At 35.5% G+C, this 26,802-nt stretch carries 24 protein-coding genes and 1 pseudogene; 4 read left to right on the top strand and 21 right to left on the bottom strand.

The genetic code is table 11. The features are described 5' to 3' along the window. Positions 1-137 precede the first annotated feature (137 nt). The 6 genes from ASG21_RS14485 to ASG21_RS14510 all read right to left on the bottom strand — a co-directional run bounded on the left by ASG21_RS14485 (position 138) and on the right by ASG21_RS14510 (position 5,578). Positions 138-887 (bottom strand): glucose 1-dehydrogenase, encoded by a 750-nt coding sequence (locus ASG21_RS14485; RefSeq protein ID WP_056081584.1) that lies wholly within the window; start codon positions 885-887, stop codon positions 138-140. A 167-nt stretch (positions 888-1,054) separates the two neighbouring features. Next, positions 1,055-1,495, bottom strand: a complete 441-nt coding sequence (locus ASG21_RS14490) for a hypothetical protein (RefSeq protein ID WP_056081589.1) — start codon at positions 1,493-1,495, stop codon at positions 1,055-1,057. A 116-nt stretch (positions 1,496-1,611) separates the two neighbouring features. Beyond that, complete coding sequence (locus ASG21_RS14495; RefSeq protein ID WP_241773503.1) at positions 1,612-2,883, bottom strand: alpha-amylase family glycosyl hydrolase; 1,272 nt, start codon at positions 2,881-2,883, stop codon at positions 1,612-1,614. A 212-nt stretch (positions 2,884-3,095) separates the two neighbouring features. After that, complete coding sequence (locus ASG21_RS14500) at positions 3,096-3,689, bottom strand: hypothetical protein (RefSeq protein ID WP_056081595.1); 594 nt, start codon at positions 3,687-3,689, stop codon at positions 3,096-3,098. Between the two features lie 131 nt (positions 3,690-3,820). Further along, complete coding sequence (locus ASG21_RS14505) at positions 3,821-4,852, bottom strand: ATP-binding protein (protein ID WP_056081599.1); 1,032 nt, start codon at positions 4,850-4,852, stop codon at positions 3,821-3,823. Positions 4,853-4,894: 42 nt separating this feature from the next. Next, a complete protein-coding gene (locus ASG21_RS14510; RefSeq protein ID WP_056082442.1) occupies positions 4,895-5,578 on the bottom strand; it encodes a response regulator transcription factor in 684 nt (227 codons plus the stop codon). A gap of 186 nt (positions 5,579-5,764) precedes the next feature. Here ASG21_RS14510 and ASG21_RS14515 point away from each other — a divergent pair, with 186 nt between their 5' ends. Together ASG21_RS14515 and ASG21_RS14520 are read left to right on the top strand one after the other, a co-directional pair. Then, complete coding sequence (locus ASG21_RS14515) at positions 5,765-8,338, top strand: TonB-dependent receptor (protein WP_056081602.1); 2,574 nt, start codon at positions 5,765-5,767, stop codon at positions 8,336-8,338. Between the two features lie 30 nt (positions 8,339-8,368). After that, the gene (locus ASG21_RS14520) at positions 8,369-9,541 is read left to right on the top strand and encodes a hypothetical protein (RefSeq protein WP_056081605.1); all 1,173 of its coding nucleotides are present in this window, start codon (positions 8,369-8,371) and stop codon (positions 9,539-9,541) included. A 71-nt stretch (positions 9,542-9,612) separates the two neighbouring features. Here ASG21_RS14520 and ASG21_RS14525 read toward each other — a convergent pair whose 3' ends face one another. Together ASG21_RS14525 and ASG21_RS14530 are read right to left on the bottom strand one after the other, a co-directional pair. After that, entirely contained in the window at positions 9,613-10,224 is a 612-nt protein-coding gene (locus tag ASG21_RS14525) for an alpha-ketoglutarate-dependent dioxygenase AlkB (RefSeq protein ID WP_056081608.1), read from the bottom strand. Positions 10,225-10,451: 227 nt separating this feature from the next. Continuing rightward, positions 10,452-11,303: a methylated-DNA--[protein]-cysteine S-methyltransferase gene (locus ASG21_RS14530; RefSeq protein ID WP_056081612.1), complete on the bottom strand. Its 852-nt coding sequence runs from the start codon at positions 11,301-11,303 to the stop codon at positions 10,452-10,454. A 339-nt stretch (positions 11,304-11,642) separates the two neighbouring features. Here ASG21_RS14530 and ASG21_RS14535 point away from each other — a divergent pair, with 339 nt between their 5' ends. After that, on the top strand, positions 11,643-12,302 hold the full coding sequence (locus tag ASG21_RS14535; RefSeq protein WP_056081616.1) for an HAD-IA family hydrolase: 660 nt from the start codon (positions 11,643-11,645) through the stop codon (positions 12,300-12,302). On the opposite strand, the gene ASG21_RS14540 is transcribed toward ASG21_RS14535, so the two are convergent. The 5 genes from ASG21_RS14540 to ASG21_RS14560 form a co-directional block, all read right to left on the bottom strand. Further along, entirely contained in the window at positions 12,299-12,742 is a 444-nt protein-coding gene (locus ASG21_RS14540; RefSeq protein ID WP_056081620.1) for a DUF4262 domain-containing protein, read from the bottom strand. The genes ASG21_RS14535 and ASG21_RS14540 overlap by 4 nt on opposite strands. Positions 12,743-13,071: 329 nt before the next feature. Then, entirely contained in the window at positions 13,072-13,776 is a 705-nt protein-coding gene (locus ASG21_RS14545) for a hypothetical protein (RefSeq protein ID WP_056081622.1), read from the bottom strand. 270 nt (positions 13,777-14,046) lie between these two features. Continuing rightward, complete coding sequence (locus ASG21_RS14550; protein WP_056081625.1) at positions 14,047-15,438, bottom strand: arginine decarboxylase; 1,392 nt, start codon at positions 15,436-15,438, stop codon at positions 14,047-14,049. A gap of 118 nt (positions 15,439-15,556) precedes the next feature. Further along, positions 15,557-16,246 carry a thiamine diphosphokinase gene (locus ASG21_RS14555; protein ID WP_082482430.1) on the bottom strand — a complete coding sequence of 230 codons (690 nt, stop codon included), beginning with the start codon at positions 16,244-16,246 and terminating at the stop codon, positions 15,557-15,559. A gap of 106 nt (positions 16,247-16,352) precedes the next feature. Continuing rightward, positions 16,353-16,925, bottom strand: a complete 573-nt coding sequence (locus ASG21_RS14560; protein WP_056082446.1) for a cob(I)yrinic acid a,c-diamide adenosyltransferase — start codon at positions 16,923-16,925, stop codon at positions 16,353-16,355. Positions 16,926-17,378: 453 nt separating this feature from the next. On the opposite strand from ASG21_RS14560, the gene ASG21_RS14565 reads away from it, so the two are divergent. Then, the gene (locus tag ASG21_RS14565; RefSeq protein ID WP_056081629.1) at positions 17,379-17,870 is read left to right on the top strand and encodes a DinB family protein; all 492 of its coding nucleotides are present in this window, start codon (positions 17,379-17,381) and stop codon (positions 17,868-17,870) included. Positions 17,871-18,275: 405 nt separating this feature from the next. Here the strand turns inward: ASG21_RS14565 and ASG21_RS14570 are convergent, their stop codons facing one another. The 8 genes and pseudogenes from ASG21_RS14570 to ASG21_RS14605 all read right to left on the bottom strand — a co-directional run bounded on the left by ASG21_RS14570 (position 18,276) and on the right by ASG21_RS14605 (position 26,748). After that, complete coding sequence (locus ASG21_RS14570) at positions 18,276-19,226, bottom strand: YafY family protein (protein WP_056081631.1); 951 nt, start codon at positions 19,224-19,226, stop codon at positions 18,276-18,278. Positions 19,227-19,281: 55 nt separating this feature from the next. Continuing rightward, the gene (locus ASG21_RS14575; RefSeq protein ID WP_185113731.1) at positions 19,282-21,090 is read right to left on the bottom strand and encodes an ABC transporter ATP-binding protein; all 1,809 of its coding nucleotides are present in this window, start codon (positions 21,088-21,090) and stop codon (positions 19,282-19,284) included. A gap of 126 nt (positions 21,091-21,216) precedes the next feature. Beyond that, positions 21,217-21,591: a hypothetical protein gene (locus tag ASG21_RS14580; protein WP_056081633.1), complete on the bottom strand. Its 375-nt coding sequence runs from the start codon at positions 21,589-21,591 to the stop codon at positions 21,217-21,219. Positions 21,592-22,242: 651 nt separating this feature from the next. Further along, positions 22,243-22,968, bottom strand: a pseudogene (gene lptB, locus ASG21_RS14585) (LPS export ABC transporter ATP-binding protein); the annotation flags it as partial. Positions 22,969-23,177: 209 nt separating this feature from the next. Continuing rightward, positions 23,178-23,576 carry a hypothetical protein gene (locus ASG21_RS14590; RefSeq protein WP_056081636.1) on the bottom strand — a complete coding sequence of 133 codons (399 nt, stop codon included), beginning with the start codon at positions 23,574-23,576 and terminating at the stop codon, positions 23,178-23,180. 107 nt (positions 23,577-23,683) lie between these two features. After that, entirely contained in the window at positions 23,684-24,358 is a 675-nt protein-coding gene (locus ASG21_RS14595; protein WP_128414310.1) for a hypothetical protein, read from the bottom strand. Positions 24,359-24,694: 336 nt separating this feature from the next. Beyond that, positions 24,695-25,408 (bottom strand): hypothetical protein, encoded by a 714-nt coding sequence (locus ASG21_RS14600; protein ID WP_056081642.1) that lies wholly within the window; start codon positions 25,406-25,408, stop codon positions 24,695-24,697. Next, positions 25,372-26,748: a hypothetical protein gene (locus ASG21_RS14605; protein WP_056081645.1), complete on the bottom strand. Its 1,377-nt coding sequence runs from the start codon at positions 26,746-26,748 to the stop codon at positions 25,372-25,374. Before ASG21_RS14605 ends, ASG21_RS14600 begins: the two co-directional genes overlap by 37 nt. Between the last annotated feature and the right edge of the window lie 54 nt (positions 26,749-26,802).

Here is a 26,802-nt window from a genome sequence, read left to right on the forward strand (position 1 = left end):
CCTCTAACATAGAATGTCAAGATCCTGAAAACAGAGCTGATTACACAGAAAATTATTTAGATTCTGCAGATTAAATGTTTAAATAAAAAAAACAGGCTTCATCGAAACCTGTCTGAATTGTACTATGTAAATTAAATTTAAACTGCAGTATAACCACCGTCAACAAGGTAATATCCACCGGTCATAAATGATGCTTTGTCTGAGCTTAAAAATAAGACTAACTCAGCAACTTCCTGCGATGTCCCAAGTCTTCCCATTGGATGTTTTGCCACCAAAGCCTCCTTCATATCTCCACTTGCACTTTCTAACAGAGGTGTTTCAATATAAGCAGGACCTACAGCATTACAACGTATATTTTTCTGTCCGTACTCTGCTCCGATATTTTTCGTTAAACCAACAACTGCATGTTTTGATGCAGTATATGCCGAAGAAAGCGGTGCTGCCACTGTTCCGTGGATTGATGCGATATTCACAATCACTCCGCCACCGTTTTTCTCCATCTGCTCCAGCTGATATTTGCAACCGTAGAACACACCATCTAAGTTCACGTTCAGTACTTTTCTCCAACTGTCAAGACCATATTCTCCGGTCAGTTTCTGTTCGCCTCCAATTCCTGCATTATTACACGCAATATCTAATCTTCCGTAGATTTGAACTGTCGATTTAATAAGTGCTTCTACTTCTTCTGCCTTTGACGTATCTGCTCTTACAAATGATGCTTCACCGCCTTCAGATTTGATTTTTTCTACCGCCTGTTTACCATGTTCTTCATTGATATCAGAAACGATAACTTTTGCTCCCTCTTTTGCATAAGACTCGGCGATTGCCAATCCGATTCCTGAACCTGCTCCTGTTACAAGAGCTACTTTATTGTCTAAAATTCCCATTTGATAAAATTTTGATTAATATTTGAATAATTAAATTTACAAAAATTCCAGTTCATTGTTTCTTTTTAAAACATTAAACTTTTATTAAAGTTTTTCTGGATAATTTACTCAAAAAGGATTCCGAAATCTATCAATAATTTGATTTTGAGAATTATCAAATCTCAGGTTTAAAAAATATTTAAGATTTTATGGTTGACATTATTCAAACTGATACCCTCCGATTCTGATTTTCCTTCCAGTACTTTTGCCAAAGGTGAATCTGGGGAAATGCAGAAAATTTTATTCCCGTCTAAATCAATATTTGAAAGGGAAACCGAAATGTAGAAAAGTCCTTTATCTGTTTTTACCAGCGCTCCTTTTTCCGCCTTTGCAGAAGGTTTTGCAGATAAACTTTTAAGAAAATCTCTCTGTTTCAAAACTTCATTCAGCTGAACTTGCAGATTGTTGATTTCCTGCTGCAGCATTTCGCGGCCGGTTTCATATTTATCTCCCATCGAACTTTTGGTATCGTTGCTTGAGGCGCGGGTTTCAGCGATAAGATTTTCGAATGTCAGAATTTTTTCTGAGATTTTGTTCCTGAGAATGTTTAGTATTTCTTCTTTTTTCATTTTGAATAACCTTTGTGAAAGATTTATTTTTGGCTAAAGCCAATTCCAACATCAAACTAAAAGCGGGCTAAAGCCCGCTCCTATTGATATTTTAAATATTATATTAAAGTTACACCTTATTTTTCAAAAACAGCAAAATCAGAAACTTTAAAATTAAAATCTTTTCCTTCACTAAAATCTCTCTTTGTTTTATCAAAAACATTTTTAAAATTTCCATTTACGTTTTCATCCTGAATGGTGAAATTTACCGGCTCCTTTGAAAAATTTAAAACCACTAAAACCTCATCTTCCCCGTTCTTTCTAACGTACGCCAAAATTTTATCATTGGCGGTGGTGTTCAGAAGATATGTTGAAACTGCAGAGTCTCCACCTCTCAAAGCTGGATTTGATGATTTTAAACTCAACAGTGTTTTATAGAAGTCAGCCATATCGTATTTTCCATTCCACTCGATGACGTCTTTTTCGAAGAACTCCAATCTCTTCATATTCGGAAGTTCCTGACCGGAATACAATAGTGGAATTCCGTTCCATGTGGCAGAGAAAACAGCCATCGGCTTTGTGATATCTCCGTATTTTTCAAACTCGGTTCCGTTCCACGAATTTTCGTCGTGATTTGTTGTAAACCATGCTCTCATAGAAGCATCTCCGATTGCAGAATATTGTTTCAGCAAATCTGTCAGTTCACTGATAGGCTCATTTTTTTTGTAGTAGTCCGCAGATTTGTGCATCCACTTCCATGAATAACTTGCGTCGAAAACTTTACCGTAATCCGGATTTTCCAACTCGTCGTATTCGCCTATGAAGAAAAGAGGCTTTATTTTTTCAACTTCAGGTCTTGCTTCTATCCAGAAATCGACTTCAACCCATGAAGCCAAATCACATCTGAAACCGTCGATGCCTGTTTCTCTTACCCAGAATTTCATTGCATCGATCATTTCCATTCTCATCTCCCTGTTTTTATAATCCAGTTCGATGATATCATCCATTCCTGAAGCTTTGTGAAAACTTCCGTCGGGATCTTTTAAATAAAATTCGGGATGAGTTTTCGTCCATACATGATCCCAGCCGGTGTGATTGGCTACCCAGTCGATAATCACTTTAAAGCCCAACCGGTGCGCTTCGTTAACCATATGCTTAAACTCATCCATGGTACCGAATTCAGGATTGATGGAAGTGTAATCTGATGCTGCGTACTGACTTCCCAGACTTCCTTTTTTATTGAGCTGTGCAATTGGGGTAACAGGCATAAACCAGAGGGTTTTCACGCCCATATTTTTGAGGCGGGGCATTTCTTTTTCAAATGCTTTGAAAGTGCCTTCTTTGGTATATTGTCTCAGGTTGACTTCGTAGATATTGGTGGTATGTTTCCAGTCTTGTGGTAAATTCATATTCTGATTTATTTTTTGAACGCCGCACGATAGCAATGTGCAGGCAATCGTGAATGACAAAAGATATTTTTTCATCCTTATTCTTATTTCAACAAAAATAGGAATTGCTTCTTTAAGAAACGGTATTCCACTGTGAAATTAATTTATGTATTACATTTTAAATAAAAGAAAAACCCCAAACTTTCGTCTGAGGTTCTGTATTTTATAAAATTTTATCTTTCGTCGTCCTGATCATCTTCATCAAAAACATCGTCGTTGTAGTCGTCTTCTTCTTCATCATCGAAATTGTCGTCGTCTTCATCTGCAAAATTTCCTGTTGCTCCGAAGTCGTCATCAAAACCGAAATCATCGTCGAGAATTGGTTTTGCTGCTTTTTTCTTTCCTCCACCAATAGCATTTTTCACAGGTGCCTTCAATGGTGCATTTCCAAATCTGAAAGCTGTAAGCGGATAATTAACACCTTTTGTTTCTTCGTTGATCTCTACCAACTCGCAGAAAAACTCCCATAGATCAAGAAGACCATACTGAAACTGCGCTTTGTCACCGATCTCAGCAAAAGCCTCATCAATGTAAATATCAGACATAATCTCGCCGTCTCCGTCGTCACTCATATCTTCCAGAGGAACACTTTTTACTACAGTACCGTCATTCTCCAGCATATTAAAAGCTGAAAGCTCGTCGCCCTGCAAATTGAAAGCACTTTTGATACCCAAATGTAAGTTCCAAAGCGTTTGTTTTCCCTTAACCTCGACATCTCTGAAGACATCTTCTTTTGCATCTAAAATTACACGAATCTTGTAAACCATACCAACTTGAATTTCTTTTTTTCTTTTACTACTGAATCTATTTCTGTTGCAAATATAAAATAAATGAAAGTGGACAAAAAAATTTTTCAGAATTTTTTAAAAGATTTTTTTTTCATACATTTTGAGCCGTACTACTTCCCTTTTTCAAGCATAAAACTGAATTTTGTGCCTTCCAGATAGATGCTTTCTACAGTAATATTTTCATTGTGCGCTTCCAAAATATGCTTTACGATGGCTAAACCGAGACCTGAACCACCCTGTCTTCTGCTGCGGCTGGTTTCCACACGGTAAAATCTTTCAAAAATACGGGGAAGAAGTTCTGCTTTTATTCCCATTCCGTTGTCGATAACCTCTACGAGTACTTTATTTTTCACAATACCCGTTTTAACAATCACTTTAGCTTCCTGACGGTTGGCGTAATGGATGGCATTGGAAATTAAATTGATAAAAACCTGCGAAATTTTTCCTTTATCAGCATCAACAAAAATTTGGGTCTGCGGCGTCTGAATCTGAAGAGTAGTATTGTGTTTCTCCGCTTCGAGATCGAGAAGATCGAAAATTTCTTTAATTAAAAGATTGATGTCAAATCTTGACACTGAAAGATTAATTTCACCGGCTTCGAGCCTGTTGATCATATCCAGATCTTTTACAATGGCAATCAGCCTTTCTACAGACTGATCTATTCTTTCTAAATACTTGTCGCGTATCGCAAGATTTTCTACACCACCATCCAACAAAGTTTCTACATAGCCCTGAATGGAAAATAAAGGCGTTTTCAGCTCGTGGGAAACATTTCCGATATAATCTTTTCTGTAGCTTTCCATTTCCTTCATCAGATCGATTTCAGTCACTTTTCTCTGATTGAGGTCTGAAAATCTTTCGCCCAGTTCTTTCAGAGTAATATTGTCCTGATCATCGTACACCATCTCTTCAGGAAGTATTTTGGAAATATTCCTGATTTGTTTTTTGGCGTACGAATTAAAAAGGAGTTCGAGAACGGTGTAGTTGATGAGAAACATAATGATGATACTAACCAGAATTCCGAAATTGAAAACGGAAGAATCCTGGTAGACATCTTTTACAGAATCAAATAATATAACAAGCGTAAACATCACCAAAGTGATGAGAAATGAGGAGACGAGTGTAAGTCTGTAAAACTTCAATTTTACAAAATTTTAATTGTTTAGAAATTAAAGGTAAGGAATTTAACCCTGAACAATCAGTTTATAACCAATTCCTTTTAAAGTCTGAATGGTATTGATCCCTAATTTTTCTCTAAGTCTTCTGATGTGTACGTCGATGGTTCTTTCACCCACAATCACATCATTGCCCCATACTTTTTCAAGAATTTCTTCTCTTTTAAAAACTTTTTCGGTGTTTGAAGCCAAAAGATAAAGAAGATCAAATTCTTTTTTCGGAAGCAGAAACTGCTGTCCTCCTTTTGATACTCTGAAATTGTCTTTATCTATAATTAAATCTCCGATTTCGATCTGCTTTGATGTATCAGAAACCTGAGACGTCAGCTGAAGCAATGCATTAACTTTAGAAATAAGAATTTTCGGTTTGATAAGCTTCACGATGTAATCATTCGCCCCTGCCTGAAAACCTGCAAGCTGAGAAAACTCTTCGCTTCTGGCAGATAAAAACACGATGAGTGTCTTTTGCAGTTCTTTGATCTTCCGGAGTTCCTGACAAGTTTCAATACCGTCTTTTTCGGGCATCATCACGTCGAGAAGAATAAGGTCCGGAACAATTTCCTTTGCTTTATCAATTCCTTCGTTACCGTTTGTGGCGGTGTAGATATCATAACCTTCTTTTTCTAAATTGTAAGAAAGTATCTCGAGGATATCCATTTCATCGTCAATTAAGAGGATCTTTTTTGAGTTCATTTTTGAATTTTGCTGGTCAAAGTTAATCATTTTTAAATCACACGTTAAGGTTAGGGTAATCGTTCACATAAAGTTAACAATAATTACCGATTGGTAATGTTTCGTTAATGAAAATTTAAATTTAACTAAACCAACGCAGGCATAAATGTTTAGTTCCTTTGCACCGAAGAAATTAGTAAAAAAGAAATGAACTTTAGAAAAATCAGTATTGCAGTTTTGTTTTTAACATCAACAGGAGCTGTAATGTATGCCCAGGAAACCAAATCAGACACTGTAAAATCTGAAAAGAAAATTGACGGTGTTGTCATCCAGGGAACTACAAGAAAAGGTGCAGAATCCAACATCATCGGACTGCAGAAAAAATCAGTGGAAGTAATAGAACGTGTAGGTTCTGTACAGTTGGAAAAACAGGGTGTAGGTGATGCATCTGTTGCAGTAACCAAAGCTACCGGTTCACAAAAGCAGGAAGGCAGCGGCCAGATCTTCATCAGAGGTCTTGGTGACAGAAACAACTCTACCACCATCAACGGACTTCAGGTTCCTTCCAATGATCCTTTATACAAAAACATCGATTTGAGTATCATCAAAACTGATATGATCGATTTCATTGGTTTGGAAAAAGTTTATAATCCAAGACTTTGGGGGGATATGTCTGGTGCGAATGTAGACATTGTAACCAAAGTGTACACAGGAAAGCCTTATTTTAAAGTTAATTTAGGATCATCTGTAAACTTTAATGCAGTTCAGAAGAATAATTATTTCTTACAGGACGGACCGAATTATTTTGGTTCTACCATCTTAAAAAAACCATCTAAGAATGCTATTGTAAATCAAGGTTACGCATTTAAGACATCATGGAGAAATGAGGAAGTGAACAATCCTTTTAACTCTGCACTGAGTTTTGATTTCGGAACTAATTTTAAAGTTGGTGACCAGGGCAAGTTCAGCATTTTCGGATATGCCGGTTTTGATAACAACTACGAATATTTCAAAGGTGTTACGGGAGGAGCTTATGACGGACAGGATAATGCTCTCAGATTATATACTGATGCTGAAGAATTTAAATACAGCACCAATACAACAGGTTTAATTAATCTAAATTACAAGATCAATCCTAAACACAACATCAATTTATCATCAAATTATATCCATACAACCGAACAGAGATTAGGAAATTATTCCGGATACAACAGAGATTATTATGATAATGATGTAAACCAGGAGCGATACGTAACACAGCTGCGAAGAGCTACTTACAGAACAAATGATTTGCTCGTAAATCAACTGAGAGGTGAACATACCGTAAGCGAACCTCTAAAAATCAGCTGGAACTTAGGCTACAACAGATTAGACAGCAGAAGACCAGACAGACAGCAGAACGTAACGGTGCTGGACAAACAGACAAATACGAGTTTCTTTGCAAGCTCGAATCCCGGAGCTAACAACAGGTATTTTGACAGATTGTTGGAAAATGATTTCGTAGGTGATGTACATGCAGATTACAAAATTGGTGAAGCTAAAATAACCTTAGGTTACAGCGGCAGATACAAGGAAAGTGAATTTAAAGCAACTCAGTACAACTTCAGAATTTTACCGGCACAGGGAACTTATACCGTAAATCCCAATAACTATGATGCATTTTTCAATTTAGCAAATTATCAGGCCGGAGGATTTTTTGACATTGTAACTTTCAGAGGAGATATCAAATACGATCCTAACACTGCATTAATCCCGCAATTATTTACTTCTGAAGTAAACAATCACGCAGGATATCTGAACGTAGATTACAAATTCACTGAAAAACTTACTGTACAGGCAGGTGTGAGATACGACAAACTTATGCAGAAACTTACGTACAATACTGCTATTCAACAGGGTGCGAGAGACAAAGACTATAATAAAATCTTACCTGCTGTAAACGTTAAATACAGCATTAACGATCAGCATAATTTAAGACTTGCAGCATCTAAAACATACACAAGTCCGTTATTACTCGAAATTACTCCGTACCAGTACGAAGAAGTAGATGAGACTATTCAGGGAAGCCAGTCTAACTATCTTGCTGATAACTATAATGTAGACTTGAAATGGGAATGGTTTCCGAAGAAAAATGAACTGATTTCCTTAACTGCATTCGGAAAACACATACAGAATCCTCTTGCTAAAATAACAATTAACTCAGCTTCCAACTTAACGTCAGTGGTGAACGTGGGAGATACAGGAAGAGTATTCGGTTTGGAAGCAGAGGTAAGAAAAGACATCTACGATTCAGGTAAAACAAGATTCTATACATTCCTGAACGGTACTTACCTTAACACTAAAATGGAGCTTGACGGTGAAAAAGTAAGAAGAGAAAATGCCGGTGTCGGAGAGTCTCAATATACTACTGATTTCCTTAAATCTTCTGATAAATTACAGGGAGCATCTGAGTTTCTGGCCAACGTAAACCTAGGTGTAGAACAGAAATGGGGGAACAAAAATCTAATGGATTTTGTAGTTTCTTACTCTTACATTTCAGATAACATTTATTCAATCGGTTTCCAGAGTAGAGGAAATATGGTTGATAAAGCATTCAGCACTTTAGATGCTACACTTAAATTCAAATTAGGAAACGGAATGGGATTCTCGTTTACAGGAAGAAACCTTCTAAACCCTACTTTCACAAGATTCCAGGATAATACTGTGACCGGTCAAGAGCTGGTTTCAAAAAGATATAAAAGAGGTGCAGGTGTAGGCGCAAGCATTTCTTATGAATTCTAATAAATAAAAAAATAAATAAAATATTGTAAAATGAAAAAGAACAATTTAAAATTATTAGCTGTTGCATTCCTTGTATCAACAACAGCGGTAGTATTTCAATCTTGCAGCGATGACGACGATGACGATATCGTAATAACCAACCCAGGCGGTGCTGCTTCAGACCCAAACAACTTTAAGGGAGAGATTAAGTCTGGTGAAACAGTAACACTTGACGCAACTAAGTTATACAAACTTACTGGCGCATTAAAAGTAAAAGCTGGCGGTACTTTGGTAATTCCTGCAGGAACAAGAATTGAAGCTTCCGGTGGTACTTCTGCATATATCACTGTAGAGCAGGATGGTAAAATTTTAGCCAACGGTACAGCTTCTAATCCAATTGTAATGACTTCACCAAACCCTACACCAGGAAGCTGGGGAGGATTGGTAATCTGTGGAAAAGCTCCGATAAATAAGGGTACAAGTGCAAATGCTGAAGTAGGTGACGCAACTTATGGAGGTACAAATGTTTCAGACAATTCAGGTGTACTTAAATATGTAAGAATTGAGTATGCCGGAGCAATCTTTCAGGCAGATAAAGAATTCAACGGTTTATCTCTTTTCGGAGTAGGTAACGGAACTGTAATCGATAATGTATCACTGATCAACGGATCTGATGACGGTATCGAATTCTTCGGTGGAACAGTAAATGTATCCAACATTATTTCTGTAGGAAACGAAGATGATGCTTTCGACTGGACTGAAGGATGGAACGGTACTGCAACCAACATCTATACAAAAAGAAGAGCATCAGGAGTTGGAAACAGAGGGATCGAGGCAGATAATAACTCAAACAACAACGATGCTAACCCAAGATCTAATCCTACCATCAAAAATGCAACCTTCATCGGAGGTACAGTAGGAGCAGAAAACGATGCAATCAAATTAAGAGTGGGTACTCACGGAACTTTGGATAATATCGTTTTATCTAACTGGTCTACAGGGATAAACGTAGAGCATGACGCATCTGTTTCTTACTTTAACGGTGGTGGTAAAATCACTAATGTGAAGTTTGATACAAACGTTACCACTAAAGCTTCCCTAAAATCAAGTACAGGTGCTACAGTAACTGCAGCAGCTAACTTATTTACTGAGAATGCTTCTGCTACAGGTGCCGGAAGTGGTACTGCAACTCCTACATGGGCTGCAGGATGGGCAGGTATCTAATTTTAAACAATTAGTTTCTTCATATCAAATTGAGAAAACCTCTTCAGAATTTCTGAGGAGGTTTCTTTTTTTTATTCTTCAATCGTCCGGAAGGTTAAATTGATTCTCGGAGTTTTCACTTTGGTCGTGGGTGGAAGACGGTGCAGCCAGTTTTCCTGCGTAGTTCCTTTCATGACCAATAAACTTCCGTTTTCCAAAAAAACATCGATGGTTTCTTTGGTAGCTTTATGTTTAAATAAAAACTTTCTCTCAGCTCCGAATGATAAGGAGGCGATAGCACCATTTTTCTTCAAATCTTTCTCGCCATCGCTGTGGTAGGCCATTCCTTCGCTGCCGTCGTGGTATAAATTAAGTAAACAGGAATTGTACGTCTCGCCGGAAAATTCTTCACATTTTTGTTTTAATTCCAGTAACTCAGGTGTCCAGAATCTGGCGTATTTTGTCCGTTTGGAATAAGTATATTCAAATTCTTTTTCGCCAAACCAAGCCACTTTTCTTTTCGTTAAAATCAGTTTTCCGAAAATAACAGCTTCATCGTGCTCCCATGGAATTTGGTTTAATAAATACTGTTCATATTTCAGACATTCCTCTGGAGAAAATATTTTACCGTAATATTCTGTAATTCCATCTTTCGGAAGAATATTGATTGGAAATCTTGGTGTTTCATCGAATAGATTGAGCATTTTTTTGATTTTAATTTTTTAGAGGTAATACACCGATGGCTTTCAGGAATAACATAATCTGTCTGTGGAAGTCTCTGCAATCTGTGGAAGAAATAAAGTTGTTAACTGAAACTTTAACGTCCAATTTGTCATTCCGGAGGAATCTTAACAAAGATTTTAATAGTTGAGATCCTTTGACCACGCCGAACCCTAAGGTTTCAGGATGACAAACAGCCTGTATCATTTTTCTAAATATAATCAGAATAAATCTTAGCACTCTCCCACCCGATCATCAACTGCTTTCTATCACTTCCCCACATGTAACCTCCGATTTTACCACTTGATTGTATCACACGGTGACAGGGAATTAAAAACGCTACAGGATTGCTCCCAATCGCAGTACCAACCGCTCTTGACGCATTAGGATTTCCCACTTCCTGAGCCAGACTTCCGTAAGTAGACAATTTTCCCATCGGAATTTTAAGCAGACTCTCCCAAACTTTTAACTGGAAATCTGTTCCTTTTAAATGGAGTTTTACCGTTTCTAAATTTCCCCAGTCTTTATTAAAAATTGACAGTGCATTTTTCTGGAAATCATCCTGTTTTTTTGAAAATGCTGCGTTTGGAAATCTGAGTTTTAAATCTGATAAAGCTTTTTCTCTGTCATTTTCAAAAGCAATGTAGCAAACGCCTTTTTCTGTGGAAGCCGAAATTACATTCCCAAAAAGACTTTCTGAAAAACTATAGTTAATTTTTAAATTCTTTCCGCCGTTTTTATATTCCGCAGGTGACATTCCTTCAATTTTAACAAACAGATCATGCAGACGACTCGTACTGGACAAACCTGTTTCCAAAGTCGTATCAAAAAGGCTTGTTTTTTCTTCTTTTAAAAGACTTTTAGCATGATTTAAACTGATAAACTGCAGAAATTTTTTCGGACTCGTTCCTGCCCAATCAGTAAACATCTTCTGAAAGTGCGCCGGACTTAAACCCACGAATTCCGCCACCTCATCCAGATTAGGCTGAAGCTGAAAATGATTCTTAATATAATCTATTGCCTTTGCAATTCTCTGATAATCTAAAATACTCTGGGCAGACATGCTTTTTTTATTTAAAACAAATTTCAGAAGAAAATTCCGAAGAAAAAATCCGTTTCCGGCGGAATTTTGGTTGAGGCTGAGATAAAGGTTAAAAATATAGAATGAATATTTTAATCCTCACATTATATGTAAAGAATAATACAACATTTCGGTGCGTCGCACCTCCCATTCATTTTGTAAGAATATAGTTCTACCGATATTCCACATCTTCGCTGCTCTCTTAAAAAAACTAAATTAAAGTTGTACCTCTCTCTCTTTTTCAACCTCAACCTCGACCTTAACCTTAACCTTAACCTTAACCTTAATCTCAAAATCCCTACCTTTGCCAAAACAGAAAATATGTCATTAAAAGCTGTGCTGTTCGATATGGATGGCGTAATTGTGGATACAGAACCGCTGCACAGAAAAGCCTATTTTAAAACCTTTGATCAGCTTGAAATTCCCGTTTCAGAGGAACTGTACACTTCATTTACCGGAGCTTCAACCAAAAAAGTTTTCGAAACTTTAATCAGTCAGTTCAGTCTTTCTCACAGTCACGAAGAATCCTCAGCAATCAAAAGAGCGCATTTCAAAGATTACTTTTACAGTGACGAAGATTTTGATTTGATTTCCGGCGTCCGAAAACTGATCGAGCATTATTACGACAACGGAATTACTTTGATCTTAGCCTCATCCGCCACGATGACCACGATCAATATGGTCTTTGATAAATTCGGACTGGAAAAATACTTCAGCGGAAAAATAAGCGGTGCCGACCTGAAAGAGTCAAAACCTCATCCTGAGATTTTCCTGAAAGCAGCAGAAATGGCCGGTCAGCCCATTGAAAACTGCATGGTGATTGAAGATTCCACTAACGGAATTCTGGCCGCTCACCGTGCTGGAATATTCTGTGCAGCCTACAAAAGTTTTCATACACACAATCAGGATTACAGTCTGGCGAATATTATTGTTTCAGATTATGCTGAACTTGAAGTTGGTAAGATTTCGAAATTCTTTTAAACGGACAAGATCATTTGATCATAGTCATATTCTGGTTCGCCTGGGAAAAATCCGTTCAGGTCCGGAAATATCAATTGTAAATATTTGAATTCCGAATTCTCATAAAATTTAAATGAGGTTAATGCATATTCATGTAGCAATTCGTTTTTAATCTCAACGAAATAAACAGGAAAACGGTCAATCAAATCGTCTATTTTTTGATTTAAAGGCACTTCTTTAAACTTGTACCTCTCCGCATAATTATTAATCAAAGTATTCGTCAGTCCATTTGGAAGTCCGGAAATGAAAAGTTCAGGAATTCTAAAGTTTTTAGAGATACCTGTTGAGTATCCAAAAGGTGTAAATCCAATTTCTTCCATAACGTAGGTATTATGAAATCCATAATTTTCTATATTGTCATACACCATTTTGAAGTATTTCTCTTTTTTATTGTCTCTCATCTCCAGTTCGTTATCTAAATTATATATAAGTTATTCTACAGAATAGACTTCCGCTAACACACCAAAAAATTGTGTAGATTGCCCAAATTTCTGTTAATTTTATTTATTTCAAAAATAACTATATTTCACAAATAAGAAAATTTTAGACGAAGAAATACTGAGTATCACTTTGTAAAACTGTGGATTCTTTTAATGCTTTGGGACTTGGAAAAAATAAAAGATACATCCGATTATTTTCAAATAAAATAAAAATTCTTGTAAAATATTAACGTACAATCACATGCAAAATTCGTAACCTGACCAAATGCGTAAGACAGAGCGCAATTTTATTAATATTGAATTTGATTAATTCTCGTCGTGTCGCTAGCCACCCAAACATTGTTTTTCAAACGGTATACAACATCAAATTTTTCAATTTTTTTATACTTTTTTCTTTTTTTTGAAATTCCAGTTTTATATTCGTAATTAAAAATTATTGAGTCTTTTGCTGTCTTAAAAGTAGATTCTAAGGAACAAGCCCACCATTTTTTACCATTTGTTTCGCACATTCCGTGAAATAAACTTTTAATAATTGGGTTTAAATTTTCCTGAGGTGTAACATCTTTAAAAAAATACAATTGTGCTGAGCAAAACGCAGAACCAGTCCCACAACTTTTTATGAAAAAATAATCATTAATTTTTCCAAATCCATCAAACTTATTATTCCAACAACATAGGTAAAAACCATTTACATATCTTTCACTTTTTATAATTTTTCCTTTAGAATCCACTTCAATAATAAAGTTTGAAGGTGATAATTTTTTATTTGTGATATCGTTCAAATACAAAATAAAGTTTGTACTATTTAATTTCCTGTAATATTTACCAATTGTGTCACTTTGTTTCAGTTGCTTGTATTCAAAATCAATTATGTCATTTTTATTCAATTCCAATAGTAAATTTTCTCCACTTTTTATCGAAACGTAACCAGAATCACCATCAAATGTATTAGTCTCAAAATCATTGTTATTTTTTCGGAATGACTGATTTGACATAAAAATTATTGTAAAAAAAGATAGAAATATTATTAAAGATGTTTTTTTCATAGTATGTCTTCCAACCTATTTACAAGAGAAACAAACTTTCGCAAATACATAATGAATTGTGTAATTGGCGAAGTTTATTTCGTTTTATTTATTTTCAAAGATAATTATATTTCACACATATGTAGATTTCCTACTAGAAATTATGACCAGTAAATTTCCAAAAAAAAAGCCGTCAAACTGACGGCTATAGTATTTAAAAATCTGTAATTTTTTAGCAGATTAGTACCCAAGAATTTTCAGAATATCCTCAGGCCCCTGTCTTTCTCTGAAAATCTCATACTGGAACTCACCATTTTCATCCTTTTGAATCAAAATATGTCTTGGCTGAGGCATCAGACAGTGATGAACACCGCCGTAACCGCCAATCGTTTCCTGATAAGCTCCCGTGTGGAAAAACCCGATATACAGAGGTTTTGTGTCACTGAAAACAGGCAGATAAATCGTGTTGGTATGCTGTTCGGAATTGTAATAATCGTCAGAATCACATGTTAATCCTCCAAGGAAAACCCTTTCGTAGGAATCATCCCAACGGTTGAGGGGAAGCATAATAAAGTGTCTTGAAATTGCCCAGGTATCAGGAAGCGTGGTCATGAAAGATGAATCGATCATATTCCATTTTTCTCTGTCGTTCTGGCGTTTTTGTGAAATGATTTTGTACAGATTAGCACCACTTTCTCCTACGGTAAAACTTCCGAATTCGGTGTAGATGTTTGGCTCTTCTACCCCTTCCTCTTCACAGAATTTTTTGATCTGAGAAACAATTTCTTCCACCATGTACTGGTAATCGTAATCAAAATTTAAAGAAGTTTTAATTGGGAAACCGCCACCGATATTGAGTGAATTCACTTCCGGAGCGATCTTTTTCAAACGTGCATAAACACGGAGACATTTGTACAGTTCATTCCAGTAGTAGGCTGTATCCTTGATTCCGGTATTGATGAAGAAGTGCAGCATTTTCAGCCTTGCATTAGGATGTTCAGCTATTTTCTGGCTGTAATATGGAATAATATCCTTGTATCCGATTCCGAGTCTTGAAGTATAGAATTCGAACTTCGGTTCTTCCTCAGAAGCGATTCTGATTCCGATATCGAAGGTTTTGTCGATGCTTTCTGTGAGTTTATCCAGTTCACGGTAATTATCCAGAATGGGCGTAATATTTTCGAAACCGCTGTTGATCATGTCCGAAATTTTCGCGAGATAATCGTCGGTTTTAAAGCCATTGCAGATCACTTCGATGCTTTTTTCCACTTTTCCTTCATTGAAAAGAGATTTTACGATGTCCATATCGTAGGCTGAAGAAGTTTCGATGGAAATATCATTTTTCAGGGCTTCTTCAATTACAAATTTGAAATGACTGGATTTTGTGCAGTAGCAGTATCTGTAGTTTTTTTTGTAGTCGATTTTCTCAAAAGCTTCTTTAAACCAGCCTTTTGCCTTCTGTATATTCTGAGAAATCTTCGGGAGGTAACTTACCTTAAGAGGTGTTCCAAACTTCTCAACAACTTCCATCAGAGGAATGTCGTGAAAAGACAAATTGTTCTCAGAAACATTGAATTCTTCGGTTGGGAAGTACAATGTCTGATCAATAAGTTCCGAGTACTTTATTTTCATTTTCTAGCAAGTGAATTAAGAATGCAAAATTGCTAAAAAAGTTTGATTTTACGGTTTTAAATTTTCTTAAAGTTTCAGCAGGATCAAAATTAGCGTCCTTGTTTCTGTCAATATAAAATTAGAGATAATCCTTTCCTACAAACAACAGCAGATCTCCTTTCTCATACGTTACTGAAACTTCATCTTCAGATGCAAAATTCCGGGTACCTATTCTTGAGGTAATATTCAGATTTTCATTATCTAACGTCCAGTTCAGACCTTTCGTGGTTAAATTTTCAGCTATAGGAAATGGATACAGTGAAACCAGTTTGCCTTTTACATTTTTTAAAGTAAAGGATTGGGGAATAAAAAAATATTCAGAAAACTCATCATAAAATGTGATGTTTAGATTCTCTTTAAGTGAGTAAGCCACCGTCAGATTTCCCAAAAAGTGATCCTGTTCGCCACCGCTTCCTCCAAAAACATCGATATTTTCAAAACCTTTTTCAGCAATAATTTCCAAGGCTTTATGAAAATCTGTTTTTTCCTGATCGGGCGTGTAAATAAATTTGTCTTCATACAGATTTTCGTCTGATCCGGAATGCGAATCAAAATCACCGGAAATGAAATCTAAATTCTCCATCGGAAAATTTAAATCTTTCAGATAATGGAAGGCACCGTCGGTACAGGCGATCAATGAATAAATATCTAAGTCGGGGAGCGATTTTGGGGCATCGCCGTTGATGAAAAGCAGACATTTTCCTTTCCTTAAATCCCTCTCCGAAAGAAAGGGATTTTCACTATTATTATAATCAGAATTACTTGACATATTTTTTTATCTCTTCATTGACATCCATTTCGTAGAACGTAAATATTTAGTAAAAACTTACATTTTGTTTATTTGGCTCTTTTTACTTTTTACTTAGCTCTTCCGACTAACCTCTTTCACTCGGGTTCCAGTATTCTTCAGTTTCATTGCTGATTTTGGAAATGTATCTCGCCAAGACGAAAAGATAATCTGAAAGTCTGTTTAAATATTTAATCAGCTCAGGACGTACTTCCTCAGATTCATTTAAGAAAACCAACGAACGTTCTGCTCTTCTGCAAATCGTTCTTGCAGCATGTAAAAAAGTCGCTGATTTACCACCACCCGGAAGGATGAAAAATTGAAGCGGCTCTAATTTTTCTTCAAAAGCATCCATCCAGTTTTCGAGTTCTTCAATTTCGCTGTCTGAAATGATTAATGGAAGTCGCGATTTTCCGTTCGCCAACATCAGTTTATCCACAGGAGTTGCTGCTTCAGAACCGACTGTAAATAAGTCAAACTGAATTTTTTTGAGCTGTTTTAAAACTTCCTCATCCGTAATATAACTTTTTGAAATTCCTATAAATGAATTGAGTTCGTCGATATTTCCATAGCTGTCTACTCTTGCACTGGCTTTTGAAACTCTCGTTCCGCCGTATAAAGCGGTCTGCCCTTTATCTCCTGTTTTGGTGTAAATTTTCATCTGTAAAATAAGTTGTTTAAATGACAAAAGTAATGATGGCATTTTCAATTCACTAAAGTAGTTTATTTTGCAAAAAGTAAAAAATGAAAATCACCAGTTCTGAAAAAACACAATCCCTTAGCCCGGATAGGAACGGCATCCTTTTGTGATGAGGAACGAAGAGCAAAAGATACAGTGGATAGCCGGATTAAGCTCCTGAAAAAATTAGTCACTACTGTTGCCCATTGCACATAAAAAAGACCAACCTGTAACAGATTGGTCAGATTCAAAATTATCTTTTATGACAACTTCCATAGGCTGGATTTCTGTTATCAACTTCACAATAACGTGAGGAAATATATTTTATTTTGTGGAAATTTTAAATATTTTTAAATCTTAAAAATCCTACTGACAAACTGTTGTCATCATCACTTCTTACCTTTGTCTTAACATTAACAAACAAAACAATAGGTTATGACAACTACAGCAACATCAACGACACATTTTATCTCTTCAGCACAGCTTTTGGAGCACTGGCAGGGACACAGAAACCTGACAAGAAGAGTGATTGAAATGTTTCCTGAAAAAGAATTATTTGAGTTCTCGATCGGCGGAATGAGACCGTTTGCAAAACTGGCAGTGGAATTGGTCAGCATCGCAGGTCCGGCTTTAAAAGGTATCGTTGAAGGTCAGGTGGAGGAGTTTTCTGAGGAAGCTTTTCAGCCGAAAACTAAGGAAGAACTTTTGGCGAAGTGGGATTCTGAAACGGAAGTGATCAATCAGTATTTCAGTCAGATTTCTGAGGAGAGATTTCAGGAAACGTTTAATTTATTCGGTCAGTATGAGTTTCCGGTGTATCAGAATATTCTGTATTTCGTAGATAATGAGGTGCATCACCGTGGACAGGGATTTGTGTATCTTAGAGCGCTGGGAATTGAGCCGCCGTTTTTCTGGGAAAGATTTTAGGCATCTCTGATGCTTTAATATTTCTCTCGCAGATTTTGCGGATGAAGCAGATTTTTTTTTGAATGTGTGAGCATCTGTGGAATCTGTGAGAGTTTTTTTTCATTAACATATTTTTTTTGACACATACGTCACATGAGTTTTCAGTCGACAGCTTTGAAAACATTTTAGAACACATGAGTTTGAAAATCGAAGATTTTCATTTACTGTCTGTAGAAATCGCTGGAATCTGTGCGAGTTTTTTTTGCGCACGGATTACACGGATTTACACAGATGTTTCTGAATAAAATGCTTGTGAAAGATTTTTTTCTCCCACAGATTTTGCAGATTGAGCAGATTTAAAATCTGTGAGGATCTGTGGAATCTGTGCGACATTTGTTTGCCACGAATGCACGGATGATTATGTAACTATAGGCTTTTTGAAACTTTAGTGATTAATTCTTTCATAGTAATTTTCAGGGCTTCGGGTTCGATGATTTGGGCGTAATCGAAAAATGTGATCAGCCAGCGTGGGAAGCCTTCGTCAATCCATTCGGTTTCGAAGGTCATTTCGGTGCCGTTTTCGGTTTCTTTTTCTTCGGTTAAGCCGTAATAAATCTTAGAATTATTCAGATGTCCGATGATTTTTTTATCTACCAAAAGCCTGACGATGGTTTTATTTCCGTTCGGGCTCTGGCGGTAGTCGTTGATTTGTCCGTACTCCTGCAGAAAAGGATTTTGGGTTTTGGTAATACTTAAAATCCGGTCGATTCTAAACTGCCTGAAATCATTTCTAAGTGTACAGTACGCAATCATGTACCAGTAGCTGAATTCAAAAAATACACCTACCACTTCGAGGGTTCTTGTCGAGATTTTGTCGTCAACCGTTTTGTACTCAATTAAAATCTGCTGTTTTTCTGCAATACTTTCCAGGATTGTTGGAATAATATTTTTTATTGTGTCTTCCTTTTTTGGATTGTAATTGTAAATTCCAATCTGATTTTCAATATTCTGGATTAAATTTTTATCTGAGTTTCTCAAAACCGAACGCACTTTTTCCATGGCGGTCTGGTAGTGATTCCCCAAACTTTCATGGGAGAATTTCTGCATTAGTTTTTCGGCCGTGATAAAACTTAAAACTTCTTCTTTGGTAAACATCACGGGCGGAAGTTTGTAGCCATCCATCAGAGAATAACCGCTTCCAGCTTCACCAACGATTGGAATTCCGGCATTTTCCAGAGTTTTTATGTCACGGTAAATTGTTCTTACGCTCACTTCAAATTTTTCTGCCAAATCCTGAGCTCTCACAATCGGTTTTGACTGTAGTTGCGTGAGAATTGCGGTGACGCGGTCGAGTTTTTTGAGATAGTGGTCGTTCATTGAGTGGGAGAGTTGGAGTGTTTTAGCGTTTTAGCGTTTTAGCGTTTTAGCAAAATTAATTATCCTTAAACGTATTCATCAGTTTATCCAGATTCAAACTCCTTGCAGAAGCATCAAAAATTTCTCTATACGTTCCGTTTAATTGCACCAGTTCATCATGCGTTCCGCTTTCAACCACGTGTCCTTTTTTCATCACATAAATTTTATCTGAATCTAAAATCTGGGAAAGCGAGTGCGAAATAATTACCACCGTTCTTCCTTCTTTAATCGCTTCTAAAGAGTTTTTAATCTGTTCAGTGGCAATCGCATCCAAACTGGCAGTTGGCTCATCCAGAAAAATAATCGGTGGATTTTTTAAAAATAATCTGGCAATCGCAATTCTCTGTTGCTGTCCGCCCGAAAGCTGGGTGGCATCGTGCTGGTATTTTTCGGGTAAATCTAAAATCTGATCGTGGAGATAGGCTTTTTTAGCGGCTTCTTCAATTTCCTCAAAACCTGCATTCATATTTCCGTAACGGATGTTGTCTTCAATACTTCCCTGAAAAATATGGTTTTTCTGTAAAACCAAACCGATATCATTTCGCAGATAAGCATTGTCGTACTGATTCAGATTAATTCCATCCAATAAAATTTCGCCAGTATCGGGAAGATAAAATTTACATAAAAGATTGATGATAGTGGACTTTCCGGCTCCACTTAAGCCGACTAAAGCTGTGGTTTTTCCGTTTTCGATGGCCATAGAAACGTTGTGTAAAGCCTGAGTTCCGTTTGGATACGTGAAATTGACGTTTTTGAGCTCAAAATTTTCAAAAGTCATGGCTTCTTTCAGCGTTCCGTTGGGCTCCGCTTCTTCGTCTGCATTTAAAATTTCAAAATAACCTTCCGCGTAAATCATCGCATCATTCATGTCATCATAAATTCTGTGAAGCTGTCTGATCGGCGAAGAAACATTGTTGAACAACATGATGTGAAGCATGATAGCGCCCAAAGTCATTTGCTGGTTCAAAACCAAATAAACCGTCAGTAAAATAATCAAAACCACACCAATCTGCTCGATGAATGTCTTTAAACCTTCGTAGATAAAACTGGTTTTCCGGGTGTACATCTGGCTGTCCATGAGTTGCATCTGCAGATCAAACTGTTTTTTGCCTTCAAATTTTTCACGTACGAAACTTTTGATCACCAAAATGGAATTGATTAAATTTAATAATCCAGAAGTCTTCTGTTCACGCTGGTTCCGAAGCTGCCTTCTTACGCCACCCAGTTTTTTAGCCTGCATTGAGGTGACATAAAAATAAATCGGGACAATAATTGTGGAAACCAAACCGACGTACACGTTCTGCATGTACATTATAACCAAAGCGATAATCGCATTGGAAAACATCGGTAAAATATCGATGAAAAAGTTCTGAACAAGCTTCGTTAAACTTTCAATTCCACGGTCGATTCTGGTCTGTAATTTTCCGGAGGCGTGGTTTTCATCACTGAAATAGGCAACTTTGTAGGTTAAAATTTTATCAATTGCAGATTGTGCTAAAACAGAACTCACATTAATTCTGATTTTTTCACCATAAAATTTCTGTCCGAAACTGATAAAAATATTCGCAATTTCTTTTCCTAAAAGTATGGCAGAAATAATTAAAAGCACATGAATTCCCTCCGACATCGGACTGGGAAGTTTGGTTAATTTTTCCACTTCATCAACCGTATATTTTAAAACTACCGCGTTGACCTGAGCCGTGATTGCTCCTAAAAAAGTAAGAAACAAAGTACCATAAATCATCAGGCGATACGGCTTGATGAAAGGTTTCAGCTGTCTGTAAATCCCGAAAATACTGAGTGCGCGTGTGAAAGGTTTTGCCATGAATTGGTTTTAAATGAAAAACGTACCGTTTCTGAGAGAAAAGGTACGTTTTAAAATATTTTTTGGCAAGTGAAATTTTACATCAATTGAAAGTGGTGCAACAATTTTCAATGTCAGGCAATACTCTTAATGACTCCATCTATATATTTTATCAATTAGAATCCAATTATCATTAATATTTTCGTACACGTCTAAACTACCACCACTATTTCCGCGATTAATTAAAATCATTGCTAATTTTTTGTCGAAACTATAAATAACTTCAGAAAGCGAAATAGGAAAATGTCGCCATTCGTTTACATTTTCGTTATATCTTTTAACTTTCTTCCAAATATTATTTGTTTCAATTTTCGATAAATTATTTTTTGAAGAATATATTATAATGCTGTCTTTCGAAAGTATATTTTTTTTATCATTTTTTAGAATAAGGAAGTTATTTCCAAGTTCCGTTTTGGTCCAATTTTTATTTTCGAAATTATAATTTTTAATTGAACTTTTCAATTCCTCAAATTGATTTTGATTTAGGTTTTCGATTTCATTTTCATTCTATAAAACTCTTTTGAAATAGTATTCAATATTTAGTTTTTCAGACATTAAAATAAATCCATTTTCTTTCTGAACAGTTCCATAAAAATTTTGAGAAAAAATTACGTTAAAAAATAGTAATATTATAATCGCAAATAGTTTCTCTGAATAACGTTTCATATAGTGCTCATTAACAATTAAATTCACAAACTCCCAATAACTTTTGAATTTGCCAAAATGGAAATTATTCTCACGAAAAAATCTCTATAAAAAAACTTTTAAGATTATAATTTACCCTTCAAAAACATAAGTCGTCAGATAATGCAATTCAGATTTGCTGGCTGCTTTTGAATCTGCTTCTGCCTGTTCTAATGAATAGTTTGAATTGATTTCTTTCTTTTGGAAGACAAAAGAATTGTTGGCATTTTTATCGACAACGTCAGCAAAAATATGCTGAATATCTGAATTTCCTAATGATGCAAAACTGATATCTTCAAAACCGTGCATCAGTCTTAAATCATCAAACTGCGCAAAATTGTCGTTAACAAAACCCTGAAGCTGAGATTTTGAATCAAAATTCCCTGCCCAGATATTGTAGGCATAAGTTTTCTTGCTTGGCTTGTCGAAAATACTTTGGTAGACGAAGTTTTCACCCAAATACGCTTCACGTACCTGCGGATCATTTGCGAGTTCTTCAGGTAAACCTTCTTTCAGGATTTTACCTTCAAACATAATGTAGGTTTTGTTGGTAATCGCCAAAGTCTGCTGTACGTTGTGATCGGTGATCAGAATTCCGATGTTTTTATCGGTTAAACTTCTTACAATTTTCTGAATATCTTCCACTGCAATCGGGTCAACTCCGGCGAAAGGTTCATCCAAAAGAATGAAACTCGGATCGGTTGCAAGACATCTTGCGATTTCAGTTCTACGTCTTTCACCTCCGGAAAGTAAATCACCACGGTTTTTTCTCACATGTTGAAGTGAAAACTCTTCAATCAGCTCATCACATTTGATTTGCTGTTGCTTTTTTGAAAGTTTTGTAAGCTGCAGAACACCGAGAATATTGTCTTCCACAGACAGTTTTCTGAAAACGGAAGCTTCCTGCGCGAGATAACCGATTCCTTTTTGGGCACGGCGGTACATGGCATCGGTGGTAATTTCCTGTTTGTCGAGGAAAATTTTTCCCGAAGTAGGCTTAACCAAACCAACAATCATATAAAATGAGGTCGTTTTTCCGGCACCGTTCGGGCCGAGCAAACCTACAATTTCTCCCTGCTGAACCTGTACAGAAACGCCTTTTACTACTTTTTTTGGACCGTATTCTTTGATTAAGTTTTCTCCGCGTAAAATCATAAAGGCAAAGATAAAGTTTTTTTGGATTGGAATGACAGGTGTTTAAGTTTCCTGATGTTAATGATGACTGTTTGTGCTTCTTTAATACTACGTTATGCTGTATTCGTAATGATTGATTTTACGTTTGCTTACAAATACTCATCAAACGGTCAGTGAGTACCACTTTTGAATGATTAATAATTTTTGAATATCTTTTTTAAGGGGAACACTTACCGCAAGAATTTAAAATAATATTCTTTTCCATCAGTGCTTTTATACAGGACATGGTACCTGTAAAAGTTGGGATGCAGATTTAACTTATTTATTTCAGATCGTATGCTTTGAGCTTTATCCTTTAAAGAAATTGTATCTGCATGACCGGGAATCCCATTAACAACAACAGTATAAGTTGTGGTATCTTTTGGATGCGTCATATTATATTTCGGTTCTCTCCACACATCCTTTGCCTGAGTATCTTTTTTAATCTTTTCGAATAATACTTTTTCATTGAGTGTCATCTCTCCATCACCAGGAGTTGTAAGCCATAAAACTATTAGAAATCCGTATCTGACCAGCAAAACAATAAAGATTACGAGGAATGTAAAAATGATCAATTTCTTTTTTTTCATCAGCTTGAGTTTAAGTTTTAATAATTTAAATTAAACAAAAATATACCCTTGATTATAATTCTGAATTGTTCGGAAAAAAATTTGAAATTAATTTTAGTAATATACTGTCACATTTTTATTCTTGGGGAATCTTTACGGTATGTCTTAATAATTTTACCATCACCACCATTTAAAACAAAGCCTTGGGTATATGGCTTTTCTACATTTTTTACTACCCATTCGATTGTATAAATATATATTTTCTGTTGATCGTCATAAGAACGTTTGAATGAACCAGACTTACTAAGATCACCATTATTTTTTTTACTGAAAAGAATTACATCATCAATAGAAAATGGGTAATTGATATCCTTATTTTCCTGACTTACTATCTTACCTTCAAGATATTTTTTCCAAATGCCTGTTTCGATATCATCAAAATATCTCTCATACTCTGTTAAAAAACCGTCCTTATTAAAAATATAAGAATCCGTAAATCCATCTGGGAATTTCTCACTATGTAAATATTCTATAACATATTTTGGATTATAATCTCCTCCAAAATGTTGATCATCCAACATGTAGTTTTGTTTTACTTCAACATTTTCTTTGGTTTTGTAACCTATATAATCAGGGTTTGCTTTTAGCTTCTTTTCGTACTCAGGAATATTAAATATTTTCACAGTCATCTTTTTTTCGTTAATTTTAGTAACTCCCTTTCCCGACTCTGTCAAATCTTGACTTTTTGAATTACAGGATAAAGTCAACATTATTATGCTGAAAAGATAGTAGTAAGCATTCATTATAATTGTTTTTTATTAAATCCCACTGCCATTTATTCGGTTCAGTTTTGTGAAGAAAAAATAAGATATTTTGTTGAGGTAGTGCCATTACTCTCTGTAATTTTTTCGGAAGATTACCAATGTTTGACAAATTTTGCTACTCCGCCTGATATTATTTAGAAAGTGATCAAATTGCCCTGAATTCAATTCCCTTTATTGAGAAAAATCTACTAACTTTTGAATATGCAAAAATACTTTGAAAAACAAATTTGGGAGTTATGTTTAACATAGTTTTTTAACATCACTAATTTATGACTAGAGATAACTGTGCAGTATCTTTTTATTAATTTTAATGAACTACAAAACTATTCTTGGTATCCCTTTTCGTTCCTGTTCTAAGATTTTACCATCAGCAGCGTCTAAAGTGTATATTTGTGTATGTGGATCTTTGTTATTACGGAGGTAGAGCTCCACGTTATAAACGTATTTTTTGTGCGTTTGACTGAAATTACGGGAAAACGTACCGCCACCTTTAATCGAATCCCTACCTTTTTTATTTGCAAATTCTATCACCTTCAGTAATGAAAAAGGATAATTTTCATCTTTATTAATCTCACTAATAATAAATCCATCTGTATCGTATTTTTTCCATACTCCATATTCAATTTCCGAGAAATGGAACTCAGTTTCTTTAATTTTTCCATCTTGATAAAAACTATAGAAAGTAATAAATCCATTTTTGTCTGTCTCTTTCTCTATATATGAATCTACGTACTTTTGTTCATAGGCTTTAAAATCGTACTCTTCTTTCAAAATATAATATTGTTCAACCTCTGTTTCATCACTCGCCCTGATAAAGCTTTGATAAGTAGGATTTTCAGATATTTGTTTTTCGTATTTCTTAATATCAAATTTTTTATCGCTGTAATTATCTCTCTTTTTCATTTGCTCTTTTTTTTCCAAACTGATAGTATTTGTTTGCCCATTTATGGTATTTTTCTCACACGACATTAATATGAAAATTACTGTAATCTTTATGGTAATATATTTTTTAAAATCTGCCATTGCCATCTGTATGTTTGTTTTGCTGTTATATTAGTCTCTAAGTCACTATAGTCCATTATATTATCTGTTTCAAATTGTTTGAAACCATATTTACTTTTTTCATCAAAAGTATGGTGAAGCCCCATAGCATGTAAAAGCTCATGCATTGCTGTGCTCTTGGCTAAATGAGCTGCTTCTGGTCTTTTTAAAGCAAATTTTTTCTGATCGAAGATGATAACGCTAGGTAAAACTGCAGATTTCAAAAATTTTTTGTCCGGAATATATTCTACCTGACCCAATAAAAATCCCTTTTCATTACATGAAAAATCTTCACAGATATCTGTGGAAAAAAATAGCCGAAATGAATCATCAAAAAATCCATTGTTTTTAGCACCATGCAAGTTTACTTTATCTCGTAGTTTTTTATTGAGTATATCATATGTATCAGTGTTTTGGAGAAAGTACTTTCCCAAATCAACTTTTGGATTAATGCTTATTGAACTATATTGAAAAGTTGGAATAATATAAGATTGTCGCAGAATTTTTTCTAAGAAATTCGTTTCTACAGATAAATTTGGTTTTTCCTTTCCTTTAATTATACTAACCAATGTAACTTTGATTTCCCGCTGATTGGATGTGCTATTTTTCACAACTATTAACTTTCCCACATCTTTTCCTTCTCCATTTTTATATGCTTTTATAATTATTTCCTGATCACTTATAAATTCATTCGTGCAGGTAATATCCAAACACTGATCTACCGTATGTTTACCTACAGATAAAGGAAGTGGCTTAAGTATTTTGACAGTAAAATAATCAGTATTATATTCTATCTCAAATTTTTCAGGCTCTTCTTCAATCTCTATTTTTAACTGTAACTTAGCTGTATAATTCGGCAGTAATGAAAGGTATGGAACAACGTAATAAAATGGATACCTCCCATTTTTCTTCCATGACACAATCATTTTCCTGAATTCTGATGTCACTAATCTGTCATATTCTGAAGTTTTATTATGAAAGGTGGGATTGCAGTAATCAAATCCATATTTCGTCTCTGGGTAGGTATAATTTCCCATGATATCTCGATACCATTTTTTATCACCAGCCTGCCCTGTATCACCTACCCTTATCCAATCAAAACCGTATTCGCCCTTCCAGTTGTTATGAGGTCTGAATTGTATCAGGCACTTAGCTGTGATTTCCCCTGCAGGGGGTTTGGATGGATTACCATCTTTCTTAATTAATGTTTCGCTTTTTTCAGAGTGATATTCATCAGAGTATTCGTTGATATCCGATTCGGAATAATAGGTAAAATCTTCTCCGATACTTTCGAATATCTTTCCCTGAACAATTCTTATTCTACTCATTAATTTTTCTTTAAAATTTGTGTTTTTTATTATATAATGCTTTTACCAGAAGGT

The organism is Chryseobacterium sp. Leaf394 (genome assembly GCF_001424105.1).
GTDB lineage: Bacteria > Bacteroidota > Bacteroidia > Flavobacteriales > Weeksellaceae > Chryseobacterium.

What these genes read in the sequence shown, in the direction of transcription:
- ASG21_RS14485 (WP_056081584.1), bottom strand. Translation starts at nt 887, where the DNA reads ATGGGAATTTTAGACAATAAAGTAGCTCTTGTAACAGGAGCAGGTTCA.
- ASG21_RS14490 (WP_056081589.1), bottom strand. Translation starts at nt 1,495, where the DNA reads ATGAAAAAAGAAGAAATACTAAACATTCTCAGGAACAAAATCTCAGAA.
- ASG21_RS14495 (WP_241773503.1), bottom strand. Translation starts at nt 2,883, where the DNA reads ATGAATTTACCACAAGACTGGAAACATACCACCAATATCTACGAAGTC.
- ASG21_RS14500 (WP_056081595.1), bottom strand. Translation starts at nt 3,689, where the DNA reads ATGGTTTACAAGATTCGTGTAATTTTAGATGCAAAAGAAGATGTCTTC.
- ASG21_RS14510 (WP_056082442.1), bottom strand. Translation starts at nt 5,578, where the DNA reads ATGAACTCAAAAAAGATCCTCTTAATTGACGATGAAATGGATATCCTC.
- ASG21_RS14515 (WP_056081602.1), top strand. Translation starts at nt 5,765, where the DNA reads ATGAACTTTAGAAAAATCAGTATTGCAGTTTTGTTTTTAACATCAACA.
- ASG21_RS14520 (WP_056081605.1), top strand. Translation starts at nt 8,369, where the DNA reads ATGAAAAAGAACAATTTAAAATTATTAGCTGTTGCATTCCTTGTATCA.
- ASG21_RS14525 (WP_056081608.1), bottom strand. Translation starts at nt 10,224, where the DNA reads ATGCTCAATCTATTCGATGAAACACCAAGATTTCCAATCAATATTCTT.
- ASG21_RS14530 (WP_056081612.1), bottom strand. Translation starts at nt 11,303, where the DNA reads ATGTCTGCCCAGAGTATTTTAGATTATCAGAGAATTGCAAAGGCAATA.
- ASG21_RS14535 (WP_056081616.1), top strand. Translation starts at nt 11,643, where the DNA reads ATGTCATTAAAAGCTGTGCTGTTCGATATGGATGGCGTAATTGTGGAT.
- ASG21_RS14540 (WP_056081620.1), bottom strand. Translation starts at nt 12,742, where the DNA reads ATGAGAGACAATAAAAAAGAGAAATACTTCAAAATGGTGTATGACAAT.
- ASG21_RS14545 (WP_056081622.1), bottom strand. Translation starts at nt 13,776, where the DNA reads ATGTCAAATCAGTCATTCCGAAAAAATAACAATGATTTTGAGACTAAT.
- ASG21_RS14550 (WP_056081625.1), bottom strand. Translation starts at nt 15,438, where the DNA reads ATGAAAATAAAGTACTCGGAACTTATTGATCAGACATTGTACTTCCCA.
- ASG21_RS14555 (WP_082482430.1), bottom strand. Translation starts at nt 16,246, where the DNA reads ATGTCAAGTAATTCTGATTATAATAATAGTGAAAATCCCTTTCTTTCG.
- ASG21_RS14560 (WP_056082446.1), bottom strand. Translation starts at nt 16,925, where the DNA reads ATGAAAATTTACACCAAAACAGGAGATAAAGGGCAGACCGCTTTATAC.
- ASG21_RS14565 (WP_056081629.1), top strand. Translation starts at nt 17,379, where the DNA reads ATGACAACTACAGCAACATCAACGACACATTTTATCTCTTCAGCACAG.
- ASG21_RS14570 (WP_056081631.1), bottom strand. Translation starts at nt 19,226, where the DNA reads ATGAACGACCACTATCTCAAAAAACTCGACCGCGTCACCGCAATTCTC.
- ASG21_RS14575 (WP_185113731.1), bottom strand. Translation starts at nt 21,090, where the DNA reads ATGGCAAAACCTTTCACACGCGCACTCAGTATTTTCGGGATTTACAGA.
- ASG21_RS14590 (WP_056081636.1), bottom strand. Translation starts at nt 23,576, where the DNA reads ATGAAAAAAAAGAAATTGATCATTTTTACATTCCTCGTAATCTTTATT.
- ASG21_RS14595 (WP_128414310.1), bottom strand. Translation starts at nt 24,358, where the DNA reads ATGAATGCTTACTACTATCTTTTCAGCATAATAATGTTGACTTTATCC.
- ASG21_RS14600 (WP_056081642.1), bottom strand. Translation starts at nt 25,408, where the DNA reads ATGGCAATGGCAGATTTTAAAAAATATATTACCATAAAGATTACAGTA.
- ASG21_RS14605 (WP_056081645.1), bottom strand. Translation starts at nt 26,748, where the DNA reads ATGAGTAGAATAAGAATTGTTCAGGGAAAGATATTCGAAAGTATCGGA.